The organism is Mycobacterium sp., from assembly GCF_025965855.1.
GTDB lineage: Bacteria > Actinomycetota > Actinomycetes > Mycobacteriales > Mycobacteriaceae > Mycobacterium.
Map to the genome: position 1 here is coordinate 1 of NZ_JAOPWB010000182.1, position 23637 is coordinate 23637.

Annotated in this window: 23 protein-coding genes and 1 pseudogene; 13 read left to right on the forward strand and 11 right to left on the reverse strand. The window is 69.6% G+C overall.

Features of this window, described 5'->3' with window-relative positions:
- The 5 genes and pseudogenes from JWP83_RS15170 to JWP83_RS15190 all read right to left on the reverse strand — a co-directional run.
- A pseudogene (locus JWP83_RS15170) lies at positions 1-326 on the reverse strand (copper-transporting ATPase); the annotation flags it as partial.
- A gap of 9 nt (positions 327-335) precedes the next feature.
- The gene (locus tag JWP83_RS15175) at positions 336-617 is read right to left on the reverse strand and encodes a DUF1490 family protein (RefSeq protein WP_297731294.1); all 282 of its coding nucleotides are present in this window, start codon (positions 615-617) and stop codon (positions 336-338) included.
- A 126-nt stretch (positions 618-743) separates the two neighbouring features.
- Positions 744-2393, reverse strand: coding sequence for a PPE family protein (locus tag JWP83_RS15180; RefSeq protein WP_297731296.1), 1650 nt, complete (start codon positions 2391-2393; stop codon positions 744-746).
- A gap of 292 nt (positions 2394-2685) precedes the next feature.
- Positions 2686-3411, reverse strand: a complete 726-nt coding sequence (locus JWP83_RS15185; protein WP_297731298.1) for a TIGR03089 family protein — start codon at positions 3409-3411, stop codon at positions 2686-2688.
- On the reverse strand, positions 3399-4874 hold the full coding sequence (locus tag JWP83_RS15190) for an LCP family protein (protein WP_297731300.1): 1476 nt from the start codon (positions 4872-4874) through the stop codon (positions 3399-3401). Before JWP83_RS15190 ends, JWP83_RS15185 begins: the two co-directional genes overlap by 13 nt.
- Before the next feature lie 77 nt (positions 4875-4951).
- On the opposite strand from JWP83_RS15190, the gene rfbD reads away from it, so the two are divergent.
- The 4 genes from rfbD to JWP83_RS15210 all read left to right on the forward strand — a co-directional run bounded on the left by rfbD (position 4952) and on the right by JWP83_RS15210 (position 8809).
- Positions 4952-5869 (forward strand): dTDP-4-dehydrorhamnose reductase, encoded by a 918-nt coding sequence (gene rfbD, locus JWP83_RS15195; RefSeq protein WP_297731303.1) that lies wholly within the window; start codon positions 4952-4954, stop codon positions 5867-5869.
- Positions 5862-6749, forward strand: a complete 888-nt coding sequence (locus JWP83_RS15200; RefSeq protein WP_297731305.1) for a glycosyltransferase family 2 protein — start codon at positions 5862-5864, stop codon at positions 6747-6749. Before rfbD ends, JWP83_RS15200 begins: the two co-directional genes overlap by 8 nt.
- A complete protein-coding gene (locus tag JWP83_RS15205) occupies positions 6750-7829 on the forward strand; it encodes an NDP-sugar synthase (RefSeq protein WP_297731309.1) in 1080 nt (359 codons plus the stop codon). It abuts the gene before it with no gap.
- A 77-nt stretch (positions 7830-7906) separates the two neighbouring features.
- Positions 7907-8809 (forward strand): hypothetical protein, encoded by a 903-nt coding sequence (locus tag JWP83_RS15210; RefSeq protein ID WP_297731386.1) that lies wholly within the window; start codon positions 7907-7909, stop codon positions 8807-8809.
- Positions 8810-8855: 46 nt separating this feature from the next.
- Here JWP83_RS15210 and JWP83_RS15215 read toward each other — a convergent pair whose 3' ends face one another.
- From JWP83_RS15215 to cofD, 4 genes are read right to left on the reverse strand one after another with little or no spacing between them, the layout of a single operon-like run.
- On the reverse strand, positions 8856-9392 hold the full coding sequence (locus tag JWP83_RS15215; protein WP_297731312.1) for an NUDIX domain-containing protein: 537 nt from the start codon (positions 9390-9392) through the stop codon (positions 8856-8858).
- Positions 9389-10978 (reverse strand): class I SAM-dependent methyltransferase, encoded by a 1590-nt coding sequence (locus JWP83_RS15220; protein WP_297731314.1) that lies wholly within the window; start codon positions 10976-10978, stop codon positions 9389-9391. The genes JWP83_RS15215 and JWP83_RS15220 overlap by 4 nt, the downstream gene beginning before the upstream one ends.
- Positions 10979-10988: 10 nt before the next feature.
- Positions 10989-12329, reverse strand: coding sequence for a coenzyme F420-0:L-glutamate ligase (locus JWP83_RS15225; RefSeq protein WP_297731317.1), 1341 nt, complete (start codon positions 12327-12329; stop codon positions 10989-10991).
- Positions 12326-13318, reverse strand: a complete 993-nt coding sequence (cofD, locus tag JWP83_RS15230) for a 2-phospho-L-lactate transferase (RefSeq protein ID WP_297731319.1) — start codon at positions 13316-13318, stop codon at positions 12326-12328. The genes JWP83_RS15225 and cofD overlap by 4 nt, the downstream gene beginning before the upstream one ends.
- A gap of 354 nt (positions 13319-13672) precedes the next feature.
- Between cofD and JWP83_RS15235 the strand changes: the two genes are divergently transcribed.
- Entirely contained in the window at positions 13673-14011 is a 339-nt protein-coding gene (locus JWP83_RS15235) for a WhiB family transcriptional regulator (protein ID WP_367185643.1), read from the forward strand.
- A gap of 30 nt (positions 14012-14041) precedes the next feature.
- On the opposite strand, the gene JWP83_RS15240 is transcribed toward JWP83_RS15235, so the two are convergent.
- Positions 14042-14464 carry a metallopeptidase family protein gene (locus JWP83_RS15240; RefSeq protein ID WP_297731390.1) on the reverse strand — a complete coding sequence of 141 codons (423 nt, stop codon included), beginning with the start codon at positions 14462-14464 and terminating at the stop codon, positions 14042-14044.
- 173 nt (positions 14465-14637) lie between these two features.
- On the opposite strand from JWP83_RS15240, the gene JWP83_RS15245 reads away from it, so the two are divergent.
- The 4 genes from JWP83_RS15245 (at position 14638) to manA (ending at position 18923) form a co-directional block, all read left to right on the forward strand.
- A complete protein-coding gene (locus JWP83_RS15245) occupies positions 14638-15078 on the forward strand; it encodes a DUF3499 domain-containing protein (RefSeq protein WP_297731321.1) in 441 nt (146 codons plus the stop codon).
- A 94-nt stretch (positions 15079-15172) separates the two neighbouring features.
- The gene (locus JWP83_RS15250; protein WP_297731323.1) at positions 15173-16579 is read left to right on the forward strand and encodes a phosphomannomutase/phosphoglucomutase; all 1407 of its coding nucleotides are present in this window, start codon (positions 15173-15175) and stop codon (positions 16577-16579) included.
- Positions 16576-17688 carry a TobH protein gene (locus tag JWP83_RS15255; RefSeq protein ID WP_297731326.1) on the forward strand — a complete coding sequence of 371 codons (1113 nt, stop codon included), beginning with the start codon at positions 16576-16578 and terminating at the stop codon, positions 17686-17688. Before JWP83_RS15250 ends, JWP83_RS15255 begins: the two co-directional genes overlap by 4 nt.
- Positions 17689-17696: 8 nt before the next feature.
- On the forward strand, positions 17697-18923 hold the full coding sequence (gene manA, locus JWP83_RS15260) for a mannose-6-phosphate isomerase, class I (protein ID WP_297731327.1): 1227 nt from the start codon (positions 17697-17699) through the stop codon (positions 18921-18923).
- Here the strand turns inward: manA and JWP83_RS15265 are convergent.
- Positions 18901-20271, reverse strand: coding sequence for an oxidoreductase (locus JWP83_RS15265; protein ID WP_297731392.1), 1371 nt, complete (start codon positions 20269-20271; stop codon positions 18901-18903). The two genes, manA and JWP83_RS15265, sit on opposite strands and share 23 nt — an antisense overlap.
- A gap of 111 nt (positions 20272-20382) precedes the next feature.
- On the opposite strand from JWP83_RS15265, the gene JWP83_RS15270 reads away from it, so the two are divergent.
- From JWP83_RS15270 to JWP83_RS15285, 4 genes are all read left to right on the forward strand, one after another.
- Positions 20383-21891, forward strand: a complete 1509-nt coding sequence (locus JWP83_RS15270) for an amino acid permease (RefSeq protein WP_297731329.1) — start codon at positions 20383-20385, stop codon at positions 21889-21891.
- Between the two features lie 101 nt (positions 21892-21992).
- Positions 21993-23243, forward strand: a complete 1251-nt coding sequence (locus JWP83_RS15275; RefSeq protein WP_297731331.1) for an alkane 1-monooxygenase — start codon at positions 21993-21995, stop codon at positions 23241-23243.
- Complete coding sequence (locus JWP83_RS15280; RefSeq protein WP_297731333.1) at positions 23240-23422, forward strand: rubredoxin; 183 nt, start codon at positions 23240-23242, stop codon at positions 23420-23422. The genes JWP83_RS15275 and JWP83_RS15280 overlap by 4 nt, the downstream gene beginning before the upstream one ends.
- Positions 23419-23613 (forward strand): rubredoxin, encoded by a 195-nt coding sequence (locus JWP83_RS15285; RefSeq protein WP_297731335.1) that lies wholly within the window; start codon positions 23419-23421, stop codon positions 23611-23613. The genes JWP83_RS15280 and JWP83_RS15285 overlap by 4 nt, the downstream gene beginning before the upstream one ends.
- Positions 23614-23637: the final 24 nt, after the last annotated feature.

The window sequence follows — 23637 nt, forward strand, 5'->3', positions numbered from 1 at the left end:
TCGGTGTTGCGGATCTCCGACGAATGCGGCGCGCGCGCCGGGATCAGCTCCGCGGCGCCGTGGGCGGCGCCGGCGATCGCCTCCAGCACCGCGGAGCGCTCGGCGCGCCGGGGCGAATACCAGACGACCACCGAGCCGGTGCGCGGGTAGGCATGCACGGCGCGCACGCCCTGCTCCTTGGCGACAGCCTCCTCGACCGCCACGGCGCGCCGCGAGTCGGCGCGCACCCACCCGACCGAAACCCGCATGCGTCCGGCCGCATCCGAAATGACTTCCAGGGCAGGGTCTCCTGCCTGCGCCTCGTTGACAACGAGTGCGAGGCTCATCTCAGGCGATCAGTGTTCGTGATCATGGGCGTCGGCGATCGACGGCGTGGGCGCTTCCTCGCCGATGCGTTCGCGGGCCTCGGCCATGACGTCGGCGAGCTTGAGCCGCGCCGACTCGGCGGCCTCCTCGGCCTTGCGGGTGCCGCGCAACCCCAGCTCCGCCGCCGACACCGCGGTCTCGTGCAGCGGCGCCTTGGCCATGGCCTTGCGCACCACCTCGTAGGCCGTCACGCCGACCAGGCCGGTGACCACCGTCCCCGCCGCCTTTGTCAGAAGCCCGTACACCGCCATTGCCTCAACCTTCCTGTCGTCACAGCGTCAGCCAATGCTTTGACGACGTTAACATCGAAATATTGCGATATCAATATGGATCGTGCGGTGTCATTCCGGAGTCGTTGGCCGCGAACCGGCGCATACTCAGCTGTCTTCCCGCGCCCCCTCGGGCGCTTCGGGATCCCAAGTATTGGGCAGCATCGGCATCCTCGGTCCCCCGCCGAACTCATCGCCGGAAAGCGCGGTCAACCCCGTGGGTTGGGCACCGTCTTTCGACACCGTCCCGGCGAACCCCAGGGTTCCCGCACCACGATCCGAGGCCGCCGTCGACGCGACCGCGTCCGCAGCCCAGTCCGGATCGACCTCGACATCCATATCCATGAACTCGTCGTAGTGCCCGCGCTGCTTCGCGCGCTCGCGCCGCCGCGCCCGCGCCTGCTCCCGCGCGGCGGCCGCGGTTACCGCCGCGGCGCTATCCGGCTGCGGCGCCTTCCTTTTGGCGCTGGAGCTCGCGCCGGTGGGTAGCCCCGAACCGGCATCGATGGCGGGAGGCGCCACCGCGTAGGGGGGTGCGAAACCCGCCCCTCCTGCGGCCGGCGGCGCCGGCGGCGGCGCGGAATTGGCGACTGCGCTCGCCGTGGGCGCAGGGGCAGGGGCCGTGCCGGGGGCGACGGCCGATGCAACCGCAGTCGGAGCCGTCCCGACAACCGGCAACAAGGCGGGCGCATGCGCAACCGGCGTCAGGGCGGGCGCCATGGCGGGTTCAGGCAGGACGGTCAGCTCGGTCGCCTGAGCCAGCCCCGCGAAGCCGCCCACAGCGCCGACGGGGGCAACCGCCAGGGCGGCGGGCGCGATAAATGGGGAAATCACGCTGTAGCCGATGGATGCAAAATCGTCAGGGCTCAGGACCAGCAAGAACGGATTACTCAGATACAGCAACGGATCCGCCAAGAATTTGTTGATTATGTTCTCCACGTACCCCACCGGATTCGCCAGGAATTCAAAGACGTGGTCGCCGCCGAACCCAAAATAAAGGTCCGACAGCAGGGGAAACTGCCCCACGAACGACTCGACGACCTGCTGGGTGTACCCCACCGGATCCTGCAGGAAGGCCGCGATGCTGAAGTTTTGGATCAAGTTCATCAACGACGACTCCAGGTTGAACAGATTCAGCGTGGACGCGTCTTGGCCGAGCTGCTCGACGGTATTGATGGCGCTGGCCAAAGAGGTGACCCACGTGGACACCGGGTTTACCACCACGGGCGCCGGGGTGGTTTGTGGCGACCCGGATATTGCAGCCACCGCCGCGCTGGAGATCGCTTGGTAGATGCTCATCGTGGTGGCGGCCTGGATCCACATCCGCACGTAGTCGGCCTCGTTGAGCGCAATCGGGATGGTGTTGAGCCCGAAGAAATTGGTCGCCACCAACACACCGTGGACGATGTGGTTGGTGGCAAGCTCGGCCAGCGTCGGCATGGCCGCCAGCGCGGCGGTGTGGGCCGCAGCCACCGTCTCATGCTGGGCCGAAGCTGCAGCACTATTGGCGCTGGCCTGCATCAGCCATGCCAGATACGGCACATGTGCGGCCACAAACGACTCCGCGCTCGGCCCCTCCCACACCCCGGCGTGCACGTTGGCCAAGACCGCGGTGAGTTCCTGGGCCACGGACGCATATTCGGCGCTCAAGGTGTTCCATGCCCCCGCCGCCGCCAGCAACGACGCCGGACCGGGGCCACTGCTCAGCAATGCCGAATGCACCTCCGGTGGTGCGGCAATCCAGATGGGCGAGGTCATAGGCCGCGGCCACCCAGATACGCCGCCGCCGCATCACCGATCGCATAACTGGCGCCCGACTCGGCCAAGCCTGGCCGAGCCACAAGTGCGCCAGCGTCGCAGCTGTCCACGCCACTGCCCCTTATCCGACGCCGAGCAACGAAGTTAGCATTGCATAAGCTAACTTGTCGAGGTTCCATTGTGGACCGCGCTGCTGACGTGCGGAATTAGTCGATCAGCGGGGTAGCGACGACCGTCCGGCCCCGGCTGCAAAAGGGGCATCTTGCGTCGGCTCATGGGGAAGCCGCCAGCCCTACAGAACCCGGGTGACCTTCTCCGTCTCGATCCTGCGTTGCAGCGCCGCCGGGTCGGGATTGGCGACCTGCACCAGCGACGCGCCGACCGCCAGGATCGACAGCAGTCCGTCCACCAGGTCGCCGGGCCGGGTCCAGGACGCGGTGCAGAGCACGCGGTCGCGGGAAGTCAATTCCCTTGCGGCGGCTGATCTTTCGCAATCGGCCAGGACCTCGTCGACTGATCGTCCGGCCAGCGCCGGACCCGGGTGGCGTTCGGGGACGATCTGGTCGCCGTGCACCCGCACGGCGGTGGCGTAGTCGGTGACGCCGATCGGCAGGTCGGGCGCGGGGCGGCCGAACGGGTCCAGCGACAGCACCGCGACCTCCCCGGCGCCGGTTCCGTCCGCCTCGTCCAGCCGCTCGGCGGTGCACAGCGCTACGTCGGCGGGCCCCGCCGAGTCCAGCACCGCCTCGGCCCCGAGCCACCACACGCCGAACAGGACCGCCGCCGTCTGCCAGTGCGCCGGCAGCAGGAGCGCAATCCGGCTGGCCGGCCCGGCGCCCAGCTCGTCGCGCAACAGGTTGCCGGTCTTGGCCGCCCAGTTGGCCAGCGTCACCCCGGACAATTCGATGCGCTCGCCGTTGGCGTCGTCGTAGTAGGTGATGCGCGGGCCCGGGTCGGCCCGCAGCAGCGGAGTAAGGACCGCTTCGGAAACGGTAGTGAGCGTGCTCAGTTGATGCACTCGGGCTTGTCGGAACCGGCGGTCAGGATCGGCGACGGCGGCGGCGCGGTGGGGTCGGCCGCGGCTCCCGCGTTGGAAGCCCGGGCGGGCAGCACCTGGGTGGTCGGGCCACCGGAGAGGCCCGAGCCCGGACCGGTGTAGTCGTTGGCCAGCACCACCCGGACGGATCCGGCCGGCATCGATGCGTCGGCGACGACCGGCAACCCGCCCAGTTCCTTGCCGACCTGCTGGGCACCCAGGTCGTCGGTCTTGGTGGCGCGCACCTGGCTGCCCTGCACGTGGCCGCCGTCGTTGTTGCCGACGGTTCCGGCGGTAAATCCCTTGGAGTTCAACACATCCGACACCGCCGAGGCCAGCCCGTTGATGTCGGTGTCGTTGACCACGTTGACGGTGGTCTTGGCCGGCGTGTAGGCCAGTTCCTCGGTCTTGCCCTGGGCCTGGTCTTCGAGCAGGCTCGCGACCCAGTCGGCGACCTGGTGCGCGTCCACCCGCACCACGCTTTGCATGCCGTCGTCGCTCCAGCCGGCCCCGTCGAGCACCGGGATCGTGGCGAAGGCGACCTTACCGCCGGCCAGCTTTTGCAGCTGCTGCACGAAATCCATGACATCCCAACCCGAGGAGATCACCACCGAGCGCTGAACGGCCGCCTCCAGGCGATCCAGCGTGGTGGGGCTGGACAGCGTATGGCCGGAGGTGATCCGGTGTGCGAGCGAGGCCATCACCACCTGCTGGCGCACCACCCGGTCGAGGTCGCCGCGCGGCAGGTCATGGCGCTGACGGACGAAACTCAGCGCCTGCGGGCCGTCGAGTTTCTGCCGGCCGGCCGGAAAGTCGGCACCCGAAAGCGGTTCGAACACGGGCTGTTTCAGGCAGACCTCGACGCCGCCCAGCGCGTCGGTGATCAACGCGAAGCCCAGCAGCCCGATCTCGGCGTAGTGGTCGACGGTGACCCCGGTCAGGTCGGCGACGGTCTTGATGAGGGCATCGCGGCCGGCCTCGGTGCCCCGCGCCTCGGCCTCGGCGGCCGAAGCGCCGGCCTTGACGAGGGTGGCCCGTTTCGCCTCCCTGGTCTGGCCGTAGACGCCGTTGATCTTCGTCTTGCCCAGGCCGGGGGCCGCGACGTAGGAGTCCCGCGGGATCGAGATCGCGGTCGCCGACCTCCCGTTGTTCGGTATCCGGACGAGGATGATCGTGTCGGTGTTGGTCGCTTCCTCGTCACCGGCCCGCAGGGTCGCCAGCTCCTCGGGCGACAACGGGTTGCCGTGCGCATCCGTGCGGCTGTCCAGGCCGACCAGCAGGATGTCGATCGCGCCATCGTCGCCGCCCTTGCCCAGCGAGGGTGCGGACATGTGGAAGATGCCGTCCTCGAAGGACCGGACGTTGCTCCAGGCGATCCCGGTGCCGAAAACGACCGCGACGGTCAGCACAGCGGCGACCACACGAACCACACGTTGCACAGGCATCACAACAGATTACTTGTGACACAGCCGCTTCTCGGGTAGCTGAAGGCGGCGTGCCTGGGCCGTGCCAGACTCGACACATGTCGGAAAGGATCCTGATCAGCGGCGCGGGCGGGCAATTGGGGACGTCGTTGGCGGTGCTGGCCGCCGATCGGGGGCGCGACGTGCTGGCGCTGACGTCGTCGCAGTGGGACATCACCGACCCCGCCGCGGCCGAACGGAACATCCGCGGCGGCGACGTGGTCATCAACTGCGCCGCTTACACCAACGTCGACGGCGCCGAGAGCGACGCGGCCGCGGCCTACGCGGTCAACGCGACCGGCCCGGAGCACATGGCGCGCGCCTGCGGTCGCGCCGGCGCCCGGCTGATCCACGTCTCCACCGACTACGTATTTACCGCCGAGCCGGTCACCGGCGAGCCACCCGAGGCCGGGCCGCGCCCCTACGAGCCCAGCGATGAAACCGACGCGCGGGGCGTGTACGCACTCAGCAAACTGGCCGGCGAGCGGGCCGTGCTGGCGGCGCTGCCGGACGCCTCGCAAGGGATAGTGGTCCGAACCGCCTGGCTCTACACCGGCGGGACCGGGAAGGACTTCGTCGCCGTCATGCGCCGCCTGGCCGCCGGGGACGGCCCGGTGGAGGTGGTCGACGACCAGACCGGATCGCCGACCTACGTCGCCGACCTGGCCGTCGCGCTGCTGCAGGTCGCCGACGACGGGGTGCCCGGGCCGATCCTGCACGCCGCCAACGAGGGTGAGGTGTCGCGCTTCGGGCAGGCCCGCGCGGTGTTCGAGGAATGCGGCGCCGACCCGGACCGGGTGCGGCCGGTCAGCACCGATCAATACCCGCGGCCCGCGCCGCGCCCGACTTATTCCGCGCTGGGCAGCCGCGAGTCCGCCGCGGCGGGCCTGACACCGCTAAGGCCGTGGCGCCCCGCGCTTGTCGCGGCGCTGTCCGCGTCTCCCAGCGATCGACCGTTACCCTCGACGCGTGACTGACGTCCTGCCGGTCGTGACGGTGACCTACTCACCGGGTCCGCACCTCGAGAGGTTCCTGGCCTCCCTGTCGATGGCCACCGAGCACCCGGTCAGCGTGCTGCTGGCCGACAACGGCTCCACCGACGGAACCCCGCAGGCGGCCGTCGAGCGCTATCCGAACGTCCGGCTGTTCGACACCGGCGCCAACCTCGGGTACGGGACCGCGGTGAACCGCGCGGTCGCGCAGCTGGACGAAAACGACGACTGGGTGATCGTGGCCAACCCCGACGTGCAGTGGGGCCCGGGCAGCATCGACGCCCTGCTGGACGCCGCCACCCGCTGGCCGCACGCGGGCGCCCTGGGACCGCTCGTCCGCGACCCCGACGGGTCGGTGTATCCGTCGGCGCGCCACCTGCCCAGCCTGATCCGCGGCGGCATGCACGCGGTGATCGGCCCGTTCTGGAAGCGCAACCCGTGGACGGCGGCATACCGCCAGGAGCGGCTGGAGCCCAGCGAGCGGGCGGTGGGCTGGCTGTCGGGGTCGTGCCTGCTCATGCGCAGGTCGGCATTTGAGCGGGTCGGTGGATTTGATGAGCGCTACTTCATGTACATGGAGGACGTCGACCTCGGGGACCGCCTGGGCAAGGCCGGCTGGCTGAACGTCTACGTGCCCACGGCCGAAGTGCTGCACCACAAGGGCCACTCCACCGGACACGACCCGGCGAGCCACCTGGCGGCGCATCACAAAAGCACCTATCTCTTTTTGGCCGACCGGAATCCCGGGTGGTGGCGGGCCCCGCTGCGCTGGACGCTGTGGGCGTCGCTGGCGGTGCGTTCGCGGCTGATGGTGCGCAGTGCGCTGCGCAGCCGCAGGCGGAACTTGGCAGAAGGGCGGCGCTGAATGGCAATCTCCCAGGTCGATGCGGTGATCCTGGTCGGGGGCAAGGGGACCCGGCTGCGGCCGCTGACGCTCTCGGCGCCCAAGCCCATGCTGCCCACCGCCGGGCTGCCGTTCCTGACCCACCTGCTGTCGCGCATCGCCGCCGCGGGCATCGAGCACGTCATCCTGAGCACGTCGTATGAGGCTCGGGTGTTCCAGGCCGAGTTCGGCGACGGCTCCAAGCTGGGCCTGCAGCTCGAATACGCCACCGAGGAGCGGCCGCTGGGAACCGGCGGCGGCATCGCCAACGTCGCAGACAGGCTCCGGCACGACACCGTGATGGTATTCAACGGCGACGTGCTGTCCGCCGCCGACCTGGGCCAGATCCGCGAATTCCACCAAACCAATCGGGCCGACGTCACCCTGCACCTGGTGCGGGTGGGCGACCCGCGGGCGTTCGGCTGCGTGCCCACCGACGAGGAGGCCAGGGTCACAGCGTTCCTCGAGAAGACCCAGGATCCGCCGACCGACCAGATCAACGCCGGCTGTTATGTCTTCGCGCGCGCCGTCATCGACCGGATTCCGCGGGGCCGCGAGGTCTCGGTCGAACGCGAGGTGTTCCCGGCCCTGCTGTCCGACCCGGAGGTCAAGGTGTGCGGCTACGTCGACGCCACCTATTGGCGGGACATGGGCACACCGGAGGACTTCGTGCGCGGCTCGTCGGACCTGGTGCGCGGGATCGCCGCCTCACCGGCGCTGCACGGTCACCGCGGCGAGCAGCTGGTGCACGACGGCGCGGCGGTGTCTCCGGGGGCGGTGCTGATCGGCGGCACGGTCGTCGGGCGGGGCGCCGAGATCGGTCCGGGTGTCCGGCTGGACGGCGCCGTGATCTTCGACGGGGTCCGGGTGGAGGCCGGCAGCGTGATCGAGCGCTCGATCATCGGCTTCGGAGTGCGCATCGGCCCGCGGGCGCTGATCCGCGACGGCGTGATCGGCGACGGCGCCGACATCGGTGCGCGCTGCGAGCTCCTGCGCGGCGCGCGGGTGTGGCCGGGCGTCTCGATTCCCGACGGCGGGATCCGCTACTCCTCCGACGTGTGAGCGCCGGTTTGCGTCGAGATCGACGTTAGCGTCACCTTTGCTTGAACTTTCCCGCGCCGGCGTCGATCTCGGTGAGCATGTCGGTGGTCGTGTCCACCATCTCCCTCATGGGGGAAGTGTCCGGAGTATCCGGAGTATTCAGAGGCAGCGAAGCGGTCGCGGAAGCCGCGTTGACCGATTACCAGCTGCGCCGGTGGTATCGGCGGATCTTTCGCGACGTCTACCTCCCCAAGCCGGACGATCCGTCACTGGATGACCGCATCCGTGGTGCCTGGCTGTGGTCGGGCCGGCGGGGCATCATCGCGGGCGCGGCGGCGTCGGCGCTGCACGGCGCGCGGTGGGTCGGCGCGGATGCGGCCATCGAACTCGTCGCGAAGAGCGCCCGGCCGCAGCGCGGGCTGATCGTCCGCAATGAAACGCTTGGCGCCGACGAAGTGACCGCTGTCAAGCGGCTACCGGTGACATCGGTCGCCCGCACCGCCTTTGACCTCGGCCGCCACCTGCCGCGCGGGCAGGCGCTGGCTCGGCTCGACGCCCTGATGCACGCCGCGCCGTTCTCTTGCGAAGACGTCTCGGTGTTGGCGAAGCGGTACCGCGGCGCCCGTGGTCTGCGGCGGCTGGCGGAGGTGTTGCCTCTGGTGGACGGTGGCGCGGCGTCGCCCAAGGAAAGCTGGTTACGGCTGCTTCTCATCGACGCCGGACTGCCGAAGCCGACGACGCAGATTCCGGTCAACGACGGCTGGCGAGCAGTCGGTGTGCTGGACATGGGTTGGGAGGACCACATGGTCGCCCTCGAATATGACGGCGACCAACACCGCACCGACCGAAGGCAATACGTCAAAGACATCGGCCGACTGGACAAGTTCGCCGACCTGGGGTGGGTCGTGATCCGAGTCGTCGCCGAACATCGACCCGACTACATCCTCAACCGCGTGTTTCAAGCTCTGGTTCGCCGCGGCTATCGCCGAGATCGACGTTAGCGCGCGGCTCACTCGAACTTTCCCGCGCTGCCGTCGATCTCGGCGACTAACGATCCGTCGCGCGGGCGACCAGGTACGCCAGCGCATGGTCGGTCCCGGGCGGCAACGCGTCGGCGGGCCACCAGCGCAGGTCCTCCGACTCGTCGCTGATCGCGATCTGCGCGCCGGCCGGCGCGTGGGCGACGAATTGCAGATCCAGGTGGCGGGTCGGCACGCCCAACGAGCAGGTGACCGCGTGCACGTGCACGGCGGCCAGTTCGGGCTCGATGCGCAGGCCGGCGACACCGGATTCCTCGGTCGCCTCGCGCAATGCAGCGGCGACGACGTCGGCGTCGTCGTCGTCGCAATGTCCGCCGAGTTGCACCCAGCGGCCCAACCGCGGATGCAAGGTGAGCAGCACCCGGGTGCCGCTGTCGTCCAACACCAGCGCCGAGGCAGTGACGTGGCCGGGCACGCACTCTCGCCGACAGGCATCGGGGCGGCCGTGCACGAAGGCCAGGACCGCGTGGCGCAGTGCATCCTGGGCGGGATCCGGGGCCTGGAAGTCGGTGAGGATCGAGATCGCCGACACCCGAACGTTCACCGGGATCCCCGCCGTGTCCTGCGATCGCGCAGCGAGGCCCAGGCTGTGCGGCAGTCGGCCACTGTCTGGGCGGGCAGGCCGAGCCCGTCGATCAGTACATGCCGGTCGACGAGGTCGAGGGCCTTCTCGACCTCATTGGCCTTCAACAAAAGGTCGACGTCGCAGGCGAGGTCGGCGCCGGCGTGCGCCGGCGGGGGAATGGGTAGCTGCTCGGCTTCGGCGGGTTCCAGCTCCAAGATGCCCCCACCGTAACTGCGGCCCATGATCTCGGCGAAGGCGAACGTCACGCTGTTGTGAAACACCGCGGCGAGCGCCCTCGCGTCGACACCTGCGTGCAGCCGGACGCGGTGCACCGTGTCGGTGCTCGTCGCGGCGGCGGCGTTGACGGTAAGCCGCGGCGCGAGGTGGATCTGGCGCAGCAGGAACAGGTCGGGAATCCACAGCGACGGGGTCGTCCACCACGGCCTGCGGATCGAGCACTTGTAGCCAGTGTGAACGCCGGCGGCCTCGCCGGCGCTGATGTGCGCGAGCAGCGCGGGATCGGCCGGGTCGCGTGGCGCGTCGAGTAGCCAGGTCCGGTGCCCCGCGGCGAGATCGCTTGCGCGGCAATCACCGTCGTAGACGAGGCCGGACAGCTGGGCGCTGCGCGAGACGAGCGGGACGCAGTGTGGCCCCAGCGCCAGCTCCCGGGCCTGCTCGTCGGTGAAGGTGAAAAAGCTGTTGCGGCCCGTCACGATGCCCACGTCCACGTCGGCGAGCGACCCGAGCCGCGTCATGGCCCGCGACTCCTTGAGCGTGCGCAGCAGCCGGATCGCGGCGGGGTCCAGGAAGTACTTGGTCCACTTCTCCTTTTCGTGCAGCAGCGCGGGCGCCCAGCCGGCGTCAAGATCGGCGTCCGCCAGCGCGCCGGCATCGGTGAGATGCACGGTGCGCATTCTCGCGGGAGCTCGCTCCCCGCGACTGGCTCGGACACCGCAGAACAACACGACCTCCTGCAGGATGCCGTCGAACACCAACCGCTCGAACGTCACCAGCGTGATCTGACAGAACCGGCTCAGCAGAAAGTCGCGCAGCTGGGCGGCATAGCCGACCTGGAGCAACTCGGCCGGAAGCACCAGGCCCACCCGTCCGCCGTCGCGCACCAGGACCGCGCTCGCGACGACGAAGGGGACCCAGGCGTTGGTCAGCCTGCTGGGGCGCAGGCCCTCGCGGCGCATCAATTCCAGGGCCGGGTCGCGCTGATCGGATGCCCAGTTGCCGAAGCGGATGTAGGGCGGGTTGCCCGCGACGCCGTCCCAGCCGCCGGCCTCGGCGCGGGCCAGCCACGTGAAGAGGCTCTCGGCGTCGACGGGCGCGAACTCCCGGGACTTGGCCGCCTCGCGGGCGAGGAGTTCGACGCCGTGCGCCCGGTCGCTCAGCGCGGCCAGCTCGCGCAGGATCGCTCCGTCGCCGCAGGACGGCTCGACGATCCGCGGGCCGGCCTCGCGGACCCAGCGGGCCAAAAATCGCGCCACCGGCCCGGGCGTGTAGTAGCCGCCGCGGACCTTGTCGGCCGACACCGCCGCCTTGCCCGCGAACGTCTTCACCGGCCCAGTATCACTTGCGGATCAACAAATCCCCGGGGTCTGCCGCGTCGCGCGGCGCGGGCGGCTCCTCGGCGTAGCCGATCGCGATGGCGCCCAAGGGCTCCCAGTCGTCGGGCAGCTCGAGTTCGGCGCGGACCAGGTCGGCGGCGAAGATCGTCGAGCCGATCCAGCAGCTGCCCAGCCCCCGCACCGCCAGCGCGACCAGCAGCGCCTGCACGGCCGCCCCGACGGCGACCGTGAACATGGTGCGCTCGGCGGCGGTGCGGGCGGCGTCGGAATAGTCGTGGGCGCCCTCGGGCACGAGGAACGGGATGACGACCTCGGGCGCGTCGTAGAGGATCTGCCCGCGCTCCACCCGCCGCTCGATCGAGGCGGCGGGCCGGCCGTCGCCGGCGAGGTCGGAGCGCCACTTGTCTTTCATCCGGTCCAGCAGCCGGGTCCGGGTGGCCGGGGTCCGCAGCCACACGAACCGGACCGGCCGGGTGTGGTGGGGGGCCGGCGCGGTGAGGGCCTCGCCGACGGCGGCCTCGACCAGCCCCGGCGGCACCGGCTCGGCGCGGAACCGGCGCACCGACCGGCGCAACAGCTGGGCCTGCCGGCGGCCCAGGTCGAGGGCTTCGGCGGTGCCGAGCCAGAACAGGTCTTCTTCGCCGGGCCGCAGCAGCTGTCGCGCCGTCGAGCCGTCGTCAGTTACGGGCAGCCCGCGCACCACGGCCACCGGCATGGCGGTCAGTTTGCCCTTGACCAGATCGGCGGCGGCGGCGACCTCGTCGGCGATCGCGATCTCGGTGACGAGCAGCTCGTTGCCGTGCCGGTCGACGGCTCCCGAATAGCTGTGCAGCACACGAAGACCGGCCGCACCGACGGCGGCATCGGTCTGGCCGTTGCGCCAGGCGCGGCCCATGGTGTCGGTGATGACCACGGCGACGTCGACGCCGAGGCGCTCGCGCAGCCCGGCGCGCAGCCCCGCGGCGCTGGCGTCGGGGTCGACCGGAAGCAGCGCCAGCTCGTCGCGGCCGACGTTGGATCCGTCCACGCCGGCGGCGGCCTGGACCAGGCCGAGCCGGTTCTCGGTGATCAGCGTTTGGCCCTTGCGCGCCAACACGCGCACCGCTTCGGAGTCGACCAGCTTGCGGCGCAGCCGGTCCCGCTCCTCGGCATCCTGCGGGGCCGGCACCAGGCGGCCCTCGCACTTGGACACCACCTTGCTGGTCACCACCACGACGTCCCCGTCGCGCAGCCAGGACGCGGCCGCGGCGACGGCCGCGCTCAGGTCGTCACCGGGCCGGAACTCGGGCAGCCCGGCGACGGGGAGGATCTCGATCGTCGAGGCGGTGCCGTGCTCGGTCACGTGGCCACGCCCGCGAGCTCCAGCCCGGCGGCGACCATCTCGGCCGTCGCCTTGGGGTCGCGCATCAGCAGCGGCACCGCGCGCACCGCGACGCCCTCGATGTCGGCCAAGTCACCCTCGTGGATCAGCCAGCAATCCAGTATCCCGGTGGCCCGCCGCGCCCCGTAATGGCGGCCGACCGCCTCCGCGGTGGACTCGACCCCGATCACCGAAAGGCACGCATCGGCCATGCCGCGCAACGGCTTTCCGCCGATGATCGGCGAGTAGCCGACGACCGGGGCCTTGGCCGCGCGCAGTGCCCCGCGAATGCCGGGGACCGCCAGGATGGCGCCGACGCTCACCACCGGGTTGGACGGCGCCAGCAAAATGACGTCGGCCTCGCCGATGGCCGCCACCGCTTCGGCTGCGGCGCTGGCCTTTTCGGTGCCGACGAACGCGAAGCTGTGCGTTGGCACCTGGGCCCGGTAGCGCACCCACCACTCCTGGAAGTGGATCGCCCGACGGCTGTCGTCGGCGGGATCGGTGATCACCACGTGCGTCTCGCAGCGGTCGTCGGTCGCCGGCAGCAGGCGCGCGCCCGGTTGCCAACGATCGCACAGGGCGGTGGTGATCTGGGACAGCGGATAGCCGGCCTGGAGCATCTGGGTGCGCACCAGGTGGGTGCCCAGGTCGCGGTCGCCCAGCTGGAACCAGTCCGGCTGCACGCCGTAGCGCGCCAATTCCTCCCTGGCGTGCCAGGTTTCGTCGCGATGACCCCACCCTCGCTCCGGGTCGACACCTCCACCTAAGGTGTACATGCAGGTGTCCAAATCCGGACAGACGCGCAGCCCGTGGATCCACGCGTCGTCGCCGACGTTGACGACCGCGGTCAGCTCGTGTCGGTCGGAATCTGGGCGCTGTTGCGAAAACTGACCCAGCCCGAGCAGCTGTTGAACCCCAAGCAGGAACCGGGCGCCGCCAACCCCACCGACCAGGACCGTGACCTTCACAGGGCTTGACAGTACTGCCCGGCGACGCGCGGTCCGCGGGCCGTCGAGGGTGCCCGAAAGGGCACCGGTGGGCGATGTGATGGACACGCCGAATGCTCAAAAACAACAGAAGCGCGGAAATTTCGTCACAAGATGATATGGAAATGGGTCATAACGCTTGACCAAGCAGGTCAACAAGTGTCTAATCACAACAGTGTCATTTCCCGGTTGGCCGGCCGATTCCGGTGTCGCAGACCGAGATTCGATCACATGTTCGAATTGTCTGTACATCAGAACAGTGGGAACACACTCACTCTCTCAAAATCAAGCTGAGGAGGCGGACGAAGCATGTCTTATGAGCACCTTTGGGGCGTTATGACAGGCACACCGCAGACCATCATCGGCGCGGCTCCGGCGGCGACGGTCCGTCCCCACCTGACTGTGGTTCCCGACGCCCCAGTCACTTTCGAGCCGGAGCCCCTGCCGCCGCCGACCCCGGATCAGTGGCAGGACCGCGCGCTGTGCGCGCAAACCGATCCCGAGGCCTTCTTCCCGGAAAAGGGCGGCTCCACCCGCGAGGCCAAGAAGATCTGCCTCGGTTGCGAGGTACGCCACGAGTGCCTCGAGTACGCCCTGGCCCATGACGAGCGCTTCGGCATCTGGGGCGGCCTCTCCGAGCGCGAGCGCCGCCGCCTCAAGCGAGGCATCATCTGACCTTGCGCGCGGCCGCGCGCAGTATTCGAGTCATTCGTCGTCGATCGTGGGATCGATGACCGACGGCTCGACGTCCAGGTAGATGGCCACCTGGGCCACCAGGATCTCGTGCAGCAACTCGCCAAGTTCGACGGTGTCCTTGGCCCGTCTCTCAATCGGCTTGCGGAACAAGACAATTCGTGCCCGCGTGGCGTTGCCGCGGACATCGACGCCGGCTGGGATCAAGCGTGCGAGCGCGATCGGCCCGTCGGCGATGACCTCGGGCGGCCACTGCACGCTTTCGGGATCCTTGGCCGCGATGCGGGGGATTTCGTCGACCGCCACGTCGAGCTCCGACACCCGCTCCTGCCAGCGCCGCTCGATGGGTTCGTAGGCCTCCAGCACCGCCATGTCGAACCGCTCGGCCCGGCTGCGCCATCCCGGCACCGTCGGCGGCAGCAGCGGACCGCGCATATCGCGGCCTCGGCGCGACGCACGGTAGGAAGCCGAACGGCGCACCGACCGATCGCTTTGCGGGGAGCCGCCGGAATCGCCCACGCGCCGATGGTAACGGTTGCACATCGCGGGTCGAGCGGATGCGCGTGTCCGGCGCTTGCGTGGCGTTTGTCCACGATAGCCTTTCGATCGTGAACGTTCCCCGTCGCTGCTGCCGGCCCGGGTGTCCGCACTATGCCGTGGCGACCTTGACGTTCGTCTACTTGGACTCGACGGCAGTGGTTGGTCCGCTCGCCACCGCGCGCGAACCGCACTCGTGGGACCTGTGCGTCGGCCATGCCGGCAGTATCACCGCGCCCCGCGGCTGGGACCTCGTGCGCCACGCCGGCCCGCTGCCCACCCATCCCGACGAGGATGACCTGGTCGCCCTGGCCGACGCGGTGCGCGAGGGTCGCCCGGGCGACGCGGGCCTGCCCTACGCGGCCACGCCGGTGAACGGCTTTTCGGATCCCCACATTCAGCACGCCGGAGCCCACGCCACCGCGCCGAGCAGCGGGCTGCTCGCGCCTCCGGAGCATCGTTCCGGACGCCGCCGCGGGCATTTGCGGGTGTTGCCCGACCCCAGTGACTAGCCCTGAATAGCACCGACTGGCGCGCCGCGTGTTTCCCGCGGGCCGATAGGCTGACGCCAACAGGCAAGGCAAGCCATCGCGTCAGGAGGTCCGCATGTCTCGGTCCGCCGCGACCGTCCGCCGCGTCGTCAAGGCGTACGACGTGCGCGGGCTGGTCGGCGAGGAGCTCGACGAGCCGCTGGTCACCGATCTGGGGGCCGCGTTCGCCAGGTTGATGCGCGGCGAGGGCGCCCGGCGGGTAGCGATCGGCCACGACATGCGGGACAGTTCGCCGGCGCTGGCCGCCGCGTTCGCGGGAGGGGTGATGAGCCAGGGCCTCGACGTGGTGCGGATCGGTCTGGCGTCCACCGATCAGCTCTATTTCGCCTCGGGGTTGCTGGACTGCCCCGGCGCCATGTTCACCGCCAGCCACAACCCGGCGGCCTATAACGGCATCAAGCTGTGCCGGGCCGCCGCCAAACCGGTCGGCGCCGAATCCGGGCTGTGCGTCATCAGCGACGACGTGATCGCCGGGGTCGAGACGCATGAGGGACCACCGGGAACCATCAGCGATCAGGACGTGCTGGCCGACTACGGGACGTTCCTGCGTTCGCTGGTGGACACCTCTCGGCTGCGCCCGCTGCTGGTCGCCGTGGACGCCGGCAACGGCATGGCCGGCCACACCGCCCCGGCGGTGCTCGGCGCGATCGACTCGATCGCCTTGTTGCCGTTGTACTTCGAACTCGACGGCTCGTTTCCCAATCACGAGGCCAACCCGCTCGACCCGGCAAATCTGGTGGACCTGCAGAGGTTCGTGCGCGACAGCGGCGCCGATATCGGGCTGGCCTTCGACGGGGACGCCGACCGCTGCTTCGTGGTCGACGAACGCGGGCGGCTGGTTTCGCCGTCCACGGTGACCAGCCTGGTGGCGGCCCGCGAGCTGGGCCGGGAGATCGGCGCCACGATCATCCACAACGTGATCACCTCCCGCGCGGTGCCCGAACTGGTCACCGAACGCGGTGGCACGCCGCTGCGCTCGCGGGTCGGCCACTCCTATATCAAGGCGCTGATGGCCGACACCGGCGCGATCTTCGGCGGTGAGCATTCCGCGCACTACTACTTCCGTGACTTCTGGGGCGCCGACTCCGGGATGCTGGCCGCGCTGTATGTGCTGGCCGCCCTCGGCGAGCAGCATCGGCCCACAGGGCCCCCAAGACCATTGTCGGAGTTGACCGCCGACTACCAGCGCTACGAATCGTCCGGCGAGATCAACTTCAAGGTGGCGGACGCGTCGTATTGTGTGGACGCGGTGTTGAAGTCGTTCGGCACCCGGATTCAGTCCATCGATCATCTGGACGGGGTGACGGTCGATTTGGGCGACGGCAGCTGGTTCAACCTGCGCAGCTCCAACACCGAGCCGCTGCTGCGGCTCAATGTGGAGGGCCGCACCGCCGAGGACGTCGACGCGGTGGTCACTGCGATAAGCACCGAAATCGCTGCCGCCCAAGAGGCGACTCCGTGAGCGCCATCGGGGCGATCGACCTGGAAGACACCGACGGCCTGCTCGCCGCCGACCGGCAGGGCCTGTTGCGGGCGGCGTCGTCGGCGGGCGCGCAGGTGCGCGCGATTGGCGCCGCGGCCGGCGAAGGCGCACTGGAGTCGCTGCGGGCCGACGGCCTCGCCCGCAGCGTGATCTGGGTGGCCGGCCGGGGGACCGCCGAGACCGCCGGGCCCGTGCTGGCGGCGACGGTGGGTGGGGTGGCCTCCGAGCCGATCGCGGTCGCCGGCGAGGCGCCGCCGTGGGTCGGCCCGCTCGACGTGCTGATCGTCGCCGGCGACGACCCCGGCGATCCCGCGCTGGTCAGCGCCGCCGCCACCGGGGTCCGCCGGGGCGCGCGGGTCGTGGTGGTGGCACCGTACGAGGGTCCGCTGCGCGACTCCACCGCCGGGCGCGCCGCGGTGCTCGAGCCGCGGCTCTGGGGTCCCGACGAGTTCGGGTTGTGCAGGTACCTGGCCGCCGGCCTGGCCGTGCTGCAAACCGTCGACCCGCGACCCAGCATCGACCTGGGGTTGCTCGCCGACGAGCTGGACGCCGAGGCGCTGCGCAACAGCGCCGGGCGCGAGCTGTTCACCAACCCGGCCAAGACCATCGCCGAGCGGTTGGCCGGCCGCCGGGTGGCGCTGGCCGGCGACTGCGCCGCAATGCTGGCACTGGCCCGGCACGGCAGTTCGGTGCTGCTGCGGGTCGCCCACGAGGTGGTGGCCGCGACCGGGCTGGCGGATGCGGTGCTGGCGCTGCGGGCGGCGGCGGCGTCGGGCCCGGGGGGCTCCGCCGCGTCGTCGGTGGACGCCCTGTTCCACGACGAGGAAATCGACGGGCCGCTGCCCACGCGGCTGCGAGTGCTGGCCCTCACGCTGGCCGACGAGCAGGCGGTCGTGGCCGCCAGGACGGCCGGTCTCGAGGACGTGTACCTGCTCGCGTCCGAGGATGTGCCCGACGGCCCCGGCGGCTCGGCGGGCTCCGAGGTATTGCCGGCGCTGGGTGGCCCCATCAGCGCCGAGCAGCAACTGGCAGTATTGGCCGTTCGGCTGGAGATGGCCGCGGTTTACATGCGACTGGTGCGGGGATAGATACACAAGTGGAATTGCTTCGCGGGGCCCTACGGACGTACGCCTGGGGATCGCGCACCGCCCTGGCGGAATTCACCGGGCGGGCGGTTCCGGCGGCTCACCCGGAGGCCGAGCTGTGGTTCGGCGCGCACCCCGCTGACCCGGCCTGGCTGGAGACGGACAAGGGTGAGGTCTCGTTGCTGGGGGCGCTGGTCGCCGACCCGGAGGGGCAGCTCGGCCCGGCGTCGCGCGCCCGGTTCGGGGACGTGCTGCCGTTCCTGGTCAAGGTGCTGGCCGCCGACGAGCCGCTGTCGCTGCAAGCCCATCCGAGCGCCGAGCAGGCGGTCGAGGGTTACCTGCGTGAGGAGCGACTGGGCATTCCGGTGTCCTCGCCGGTCCGCAACTACCGCGACACCTCTCACAAGCCCGAGTTGTTGGTGGCCTTGCAGCCGTTCGAGGCGCTGGCCGGGTTTCGTCAGGCGTCCCGCACCATCGAGCTGCTGCGGGCGCTGGCCGTCTCCGACCTCGACCCCTACATCGACCTGCTGAACGACCAGTCCGACGCCGACGGCCTGCGTGCGCTGTTCACCACCTGGATCACCGCGCCCCAGCCCGACATCGACGTGCTGGTGCCCGCCGTGCTGGACGGCGCGATCCAGTACGTCAGCGCCGGGGCAACGGAATTCGCGGCCGAAGCCAAGACGGTGCTGGAACTCGGCGAACGCTACCCCGGTGACGCCGGTGTGCTGGCGGCGCTGTTGCTCAACCGCATCACCCTGGCCCCGGGCGAGGCCATCTTCGTGTCGGCCGGCAACCTGCACACCTATCTGCGCGGTTTCGCGGTGGAGGTTATGGCCAACTCCGACAACGTGTTACGCGGCGGTCTCACTTCCAAGCACGTCGACGTGCCCGAGCTGCTGCGGGTGCTGGACTTCACGCCCACCCCCGAGGCGCAGCTGCGGCCGCCCATCCGCCGCGAGGGATTCGGCCGGGTTTACCAGACGCCGACCGACGAGTTCGCGGTCGCGCTGCTGGTGCTCGACGGCGAGTACCTCGGCCACGAGGTGGACGCGGGGTGCGGCCACGAGGGCCCGCAGATCCTGCTGAGCACCCAGGGCTGCACGACGGTGCACGCCAAGTCCGGATCGCTCACGCTCGAACGCGGAATGGCGGCCTGGGTGGCGGCCGACGACGGCCCGATCCGCCTGGTCGCGCGGGAGTCATCCCAACTGTTCAGGGCGACCGTAGGGCTGTGACGGCCCGCCGGTCCTTGGCGATTTTCCGGCGCTCGCGCAGCCACAGCCGCATGTTGTGCGCCATGGTGCGGCCGACGATCCGCGGCGGCGGAACCATGTACAGGCTGTCCAGGAGGGAGAACCGGCGCAAAAACCATTCGGCCAGAACGGGTTCGGTTTCGGCGGCCCCGAGGAATTGGTCGAACAGCGCACCGGACGGTCGCCACCACCACGGGACGGTTCCCTTGGTCTCGGCGTGGTGGAAGGTGATGTCGCCGATGGCGTTCATGATCCAAACCGGGTAGGTCGTCTTGGCGGTGGCCCTATTCAGTTCGCGGGCAAGGTCATCGGATTGCAGAGCCCGCCGCAGGTGACCGGCCTGCAGTGACGTCATCGTCATGCCCTGCCCGAAGGTGGGATTGAAGCTGGCCACGGCGTCACCGAAGGGAACGATGCCGGCCGGGAAGCGGTCCAGCTTGTGGTAGCGGCGCCACCTGCTGGCCGGGAACGCGTGGTAGGCCGGCTCGCCGAGGGGTTCGGCCTGCGCCAGCGCGGCATTGAAATGCGCGGGCAGTAGCTTGCCGGCCAGCGCGAGCATCTCGGGGAACGTCCCCGGCGGTTTGGCGTTGGCGACCCCGAACGTCGTCAGCACCCAGACGCGGTCCTCGTAATGCAGCATGCCCAGCCCGAGCGACTCGTCGTGCGAGGCGCCGGCGACCACCACCTTCTCCGCGATCACGCCCTCCGGCATGCGGAACTGGTGGGAGGCGTAGTGGATGCCGATGTCGATCAGTGCTTCGACCGGGCGGGGATATCCCCACTGCTCCAACCACACCGGCAACCGGGTGCCCCGGCCCGCGGCGTCGACCACCAAATCGCTCGCTACGAACTCCGGCTCGCCACGGCCTTGCGGGTCCAGCACCACACCGGTCACGCGCTCGCGCGCGTGGTCGAACCGCGGCTCGGCCACCGACCGGCGGATGATCTCGACATTGGCGATGTCCTGGACCCGCCGGCGCAGCTGCCACTCCAGGTGCGGGCGGCTGGGCACGTAGGCGGTGAATTCGTCGCGCAGCGTGTGCCCCGTCCCCAGGACATGGCCCGCGGCGCCAAGGTGAATGCAGTCCGGCCGGTTCTCCAGCATGGGCACGCCCGCGTCCACCATGTCGTCCAGCAGGCCCGGAAACAGGCTCTCGAACTCCGCCGCTCCCCGGGCCATCAGCATGTGCAGGTGCCGGTCCTGGGGGACCGTCGCGCGGTTCGCCGGCGCGCTCGGCAACTCGTCGCGCTCATAGACGCTGACCCGCGAATAGCAATCCGACAGCACCCGCGCTGCGCACAAACCGGCGATGCTGCCCCCGATGACCACCGCGTGGTCCCTCATGTTTCCCCCGCTACCCGCCATGCCCGCAGACTACCCAGTACTGTGCGGTCCTACGGACGTGAGCGGATTGGGAGCACATCGGGAAACGGCGGGCGAATGGCAAATCGATGGCGCACGAAATCGGTCGAGCAATCGATCGCCGACACCGACGAGGCGGAGACCCGGCTGCGCAAGGAGTTGACCTGGTGGGATCTGGTCGTGTTCGGCGTCGCGGTGGTGATCGGGGCCGGCATCTTCACGGTCACCGCGTCGACCACCGGCGACATCACCGGGCCGGCCATCTGCATCTCGTTCGTGATCGCGGCGGTCACCTGCGCGCTGGCGGCCCTGTGCTACGCCGAATTCGCCTCGACACTGCCGGTGGCGGGCAGCGCGTACACCTTCTCCTATGCCACCTTCGGTGAGTTCCTGGCCTGGATCATCGGCTGGAACCTGGTGCTGGAGCTGGCGATCGGCGCCGCCGTCGTGTCCAAGGGCTGGTCGAGCTACCTGGGTAACGTGTTCGGATTCGCCGGTGGCACAGTCCAACTCGGATCGGTCAACCTCGACTGGGGAGCGCTGCTGATCGTCGCGGTGGTTGCGACCCTGGTCGGCCTGGGCACCAAACTGTCGTCACGATTTTCCGCGGTGATCACCGGCATCAAGGTGTCGGTGGTGGTGTTCGTCGTGGTGGTCGGCGTCTTCTACATCAAGGGCTCCAACTACTCGCCGTTCATTCCCAAGCCGGAGGCCGGGCACGAGGCGTCGGGCCTCAACCAGTCCGTGCTGTCGTTGCTGACCGGGGCGCACAGCAGTCACTACGGCTGGTACGGCGTGCTGGCGGGAGCATCGATCGTGTTCTTCGCGTTCATCGGGTTCGACATCGTCGCCACCATGGCGGAGGAAACCAAGCAGCCGCAGCGCGACGTGCCGCGGGGCATCCTGGCGTCCCTGGCGATCGTGACCGTCCTCTACGTCGCGGTGTCGGTCGTGCTGTCCGGCATGGTTCCCTACACCCAACTCAAGACCGTGCCCGGCCACAAGCCGGCCAACCTCGCCACGGCCTTCTCGGCCAACGGGATCGACTGGGCCAGCAAGATCATCGCCATCGGTGCGCTGGCGGGGCTGACGACGGTGGTGATGGTGCTGGTGCTGGGGCAGTGCCGCGTCCTGTTCGCGATGGCGCGCGACGGGCTGCTGCCGCGGTCGCTGGCCAAGACCGGTGCACGCGGGACTCCCGTGCGGATCACCGTGCTAGTCGCCGTCGTGATAGCGGCGACGGCCTCGGTGTTCCCGATAACCAAGCTCGAGGAGATGGTCAACGTCGGCACGCTGTTCGCGTTCATGCTGGTGTCGGCCGGCGTCATGGTCCTGCGCCGGGCCAGGCCCGACCTGGAGCGGGGGTTCCGGGCCCCGTTTGTGCCGTGGCTGCCCATCGCCTCGATCGCTGCGTGCGCCTGGCTGATGCTGAACCTCAGTGCGCTGACCTGGGTCCGGTTCGGCGTCTGGCTGGTCGTGGGAACCGCGATCTACGCCGGCTACGGGTACTCGCACTCCGTTCAGGGACGCCGGCAAGCCGGGCAGCTCCCCGCGGTGGCCCGGGTGGAAGCCGGCCCGGCGAGCTAATGCCCATGGTTTACAAAATCGCATTCTGTGTCTAGACACAAGACGCAAAGCCCGGTATTGTCCAACCTCGACGTGGCATGACTCACAAGGAGGTTTGGCATATGACCACACTGCGGCCCGAATCAAGCCGGCAAGCCGAGGCGCCGGTCTGGCGGGACAAGAAGCGCCATCTGTGGCTCATGGGGCTGATCGCCCCGACGGCGCTGTTCGTGATGCTGCCGATCGTCTGGGCGACGAACCGGTTCGGCTGGCACGCCGCCGCGCAGGTGCCGCTGTGGATCGGGCCGATCCTGCTGTATGTCCTGCTGCCGATCCTCGACCTGCGTTTCGGGCCCGACGGGCAGAACCCGCCCGACGAGGTGGCCGAACAGCTGGAGAACGACAAGTACTACCGCTACTGCACCTACGTCTACATCCCGTTCCAGTACCTCAGCGTGATCCTGGGCGCCTACCTGTTCACCGCCTCGAACCTGAGCTGGCTCGGCTTTGACGGCGCGCTGGGCTGGGCGGGCAAGCTGGGCGTGGCGCTGTCGGTCGGGGTCCTCGGCGGGGTGGGGATCAACACGGCCCACGAGATGGGGCACAAGAAGGACTCGCTCGAGCGGTGGCTGTCCAAGATCACCCTGGCCCAGTCCTGCTACGGCCACTTCTACATCGAGCACAACCGCGGTCACCACGTGCGCGTCTCGACGCCGGAAGATCCGGCGTCGGCGCGCTTCGGCGAGACCTTCTGGGAGTTCTTGCCGCGCAGCGTTTTCGGCAGCCTGCGCTCCGCGTTGGGGCTGGAGGCCCAGCGGGTGCGCCGGCTGGGCAAGAGCCCCTGGGATCCCAGGACCTACCTGTCCAACGACGTGCTCAACGCCTGGCTGATCTCGGTGGCGTTGTGGGGCGCGCTGATCGCGATCTTCGGCCCGGCGCTGATCCCGTTCGTGATCATCCAGGCGGTCTTCGGGTTCAGCCTGCTCGAGGCGGTCAACTACCTCGAGCACTATGGGCTGCTCCGGCAGCGCAACGCCAGCGGCCGCTACGAGCGGTGCGCGGTGGTCCACAGCTGGAACTCCGACCACATCGTGACGAACCTGTTCCTCTACCACCTGCAGCGGCACAGCGATCACCACGCCAACCCGACCCGTCGCTACCAGACGTTGCGCAGCCTCGATGGCTCGCCCAACCTGCCGAGCGGGTACGCGTCGATGATCTCGCTCACCTACTTCCCGCCGCTGTGGCGCAGGGTGATGGACCATCGCGTGCTGTCCCACTACGACGGCGACATCACCAGGGTCAACCTGCAGCCGCGGTTGCGCGAAAAGCTGCTGGCGCGTTACGGCGCAGCCCAGGAGGTCCCGGCATGACGGCCGCCTACCAGTGCCCGGTCTGTGACTACGTTTACGACGAGGCCAACGGCGATGCGCGGGAAGGCTTCCCGCCGGGCACCCGGTGGGATGACGTTCCCGACGACTGGTGCTGTCCGGACTGCTCGGTGCGCGAGAAGCCGGACTTCAGCGCGATTCGCGAAGGGGTAAGCCAGTGACGTACGACAAGACCGACTACATACTGTTCCGCTGCATCCAGTGCGGGTTCGAGTACGACGAGGCGCTGGGCTGGCCGGAGGATGGGATTGCGCCCGGCACCCGCTGGGACGACATCCCCGAGGACTGGAGCTGCCCGGACTGCGGCGCCGCGAAATCCGACTTCGAGATGGTGGAGGTGGCCCGACCGTGAGCGCTAGTCTCGCGCCTGTGAAGC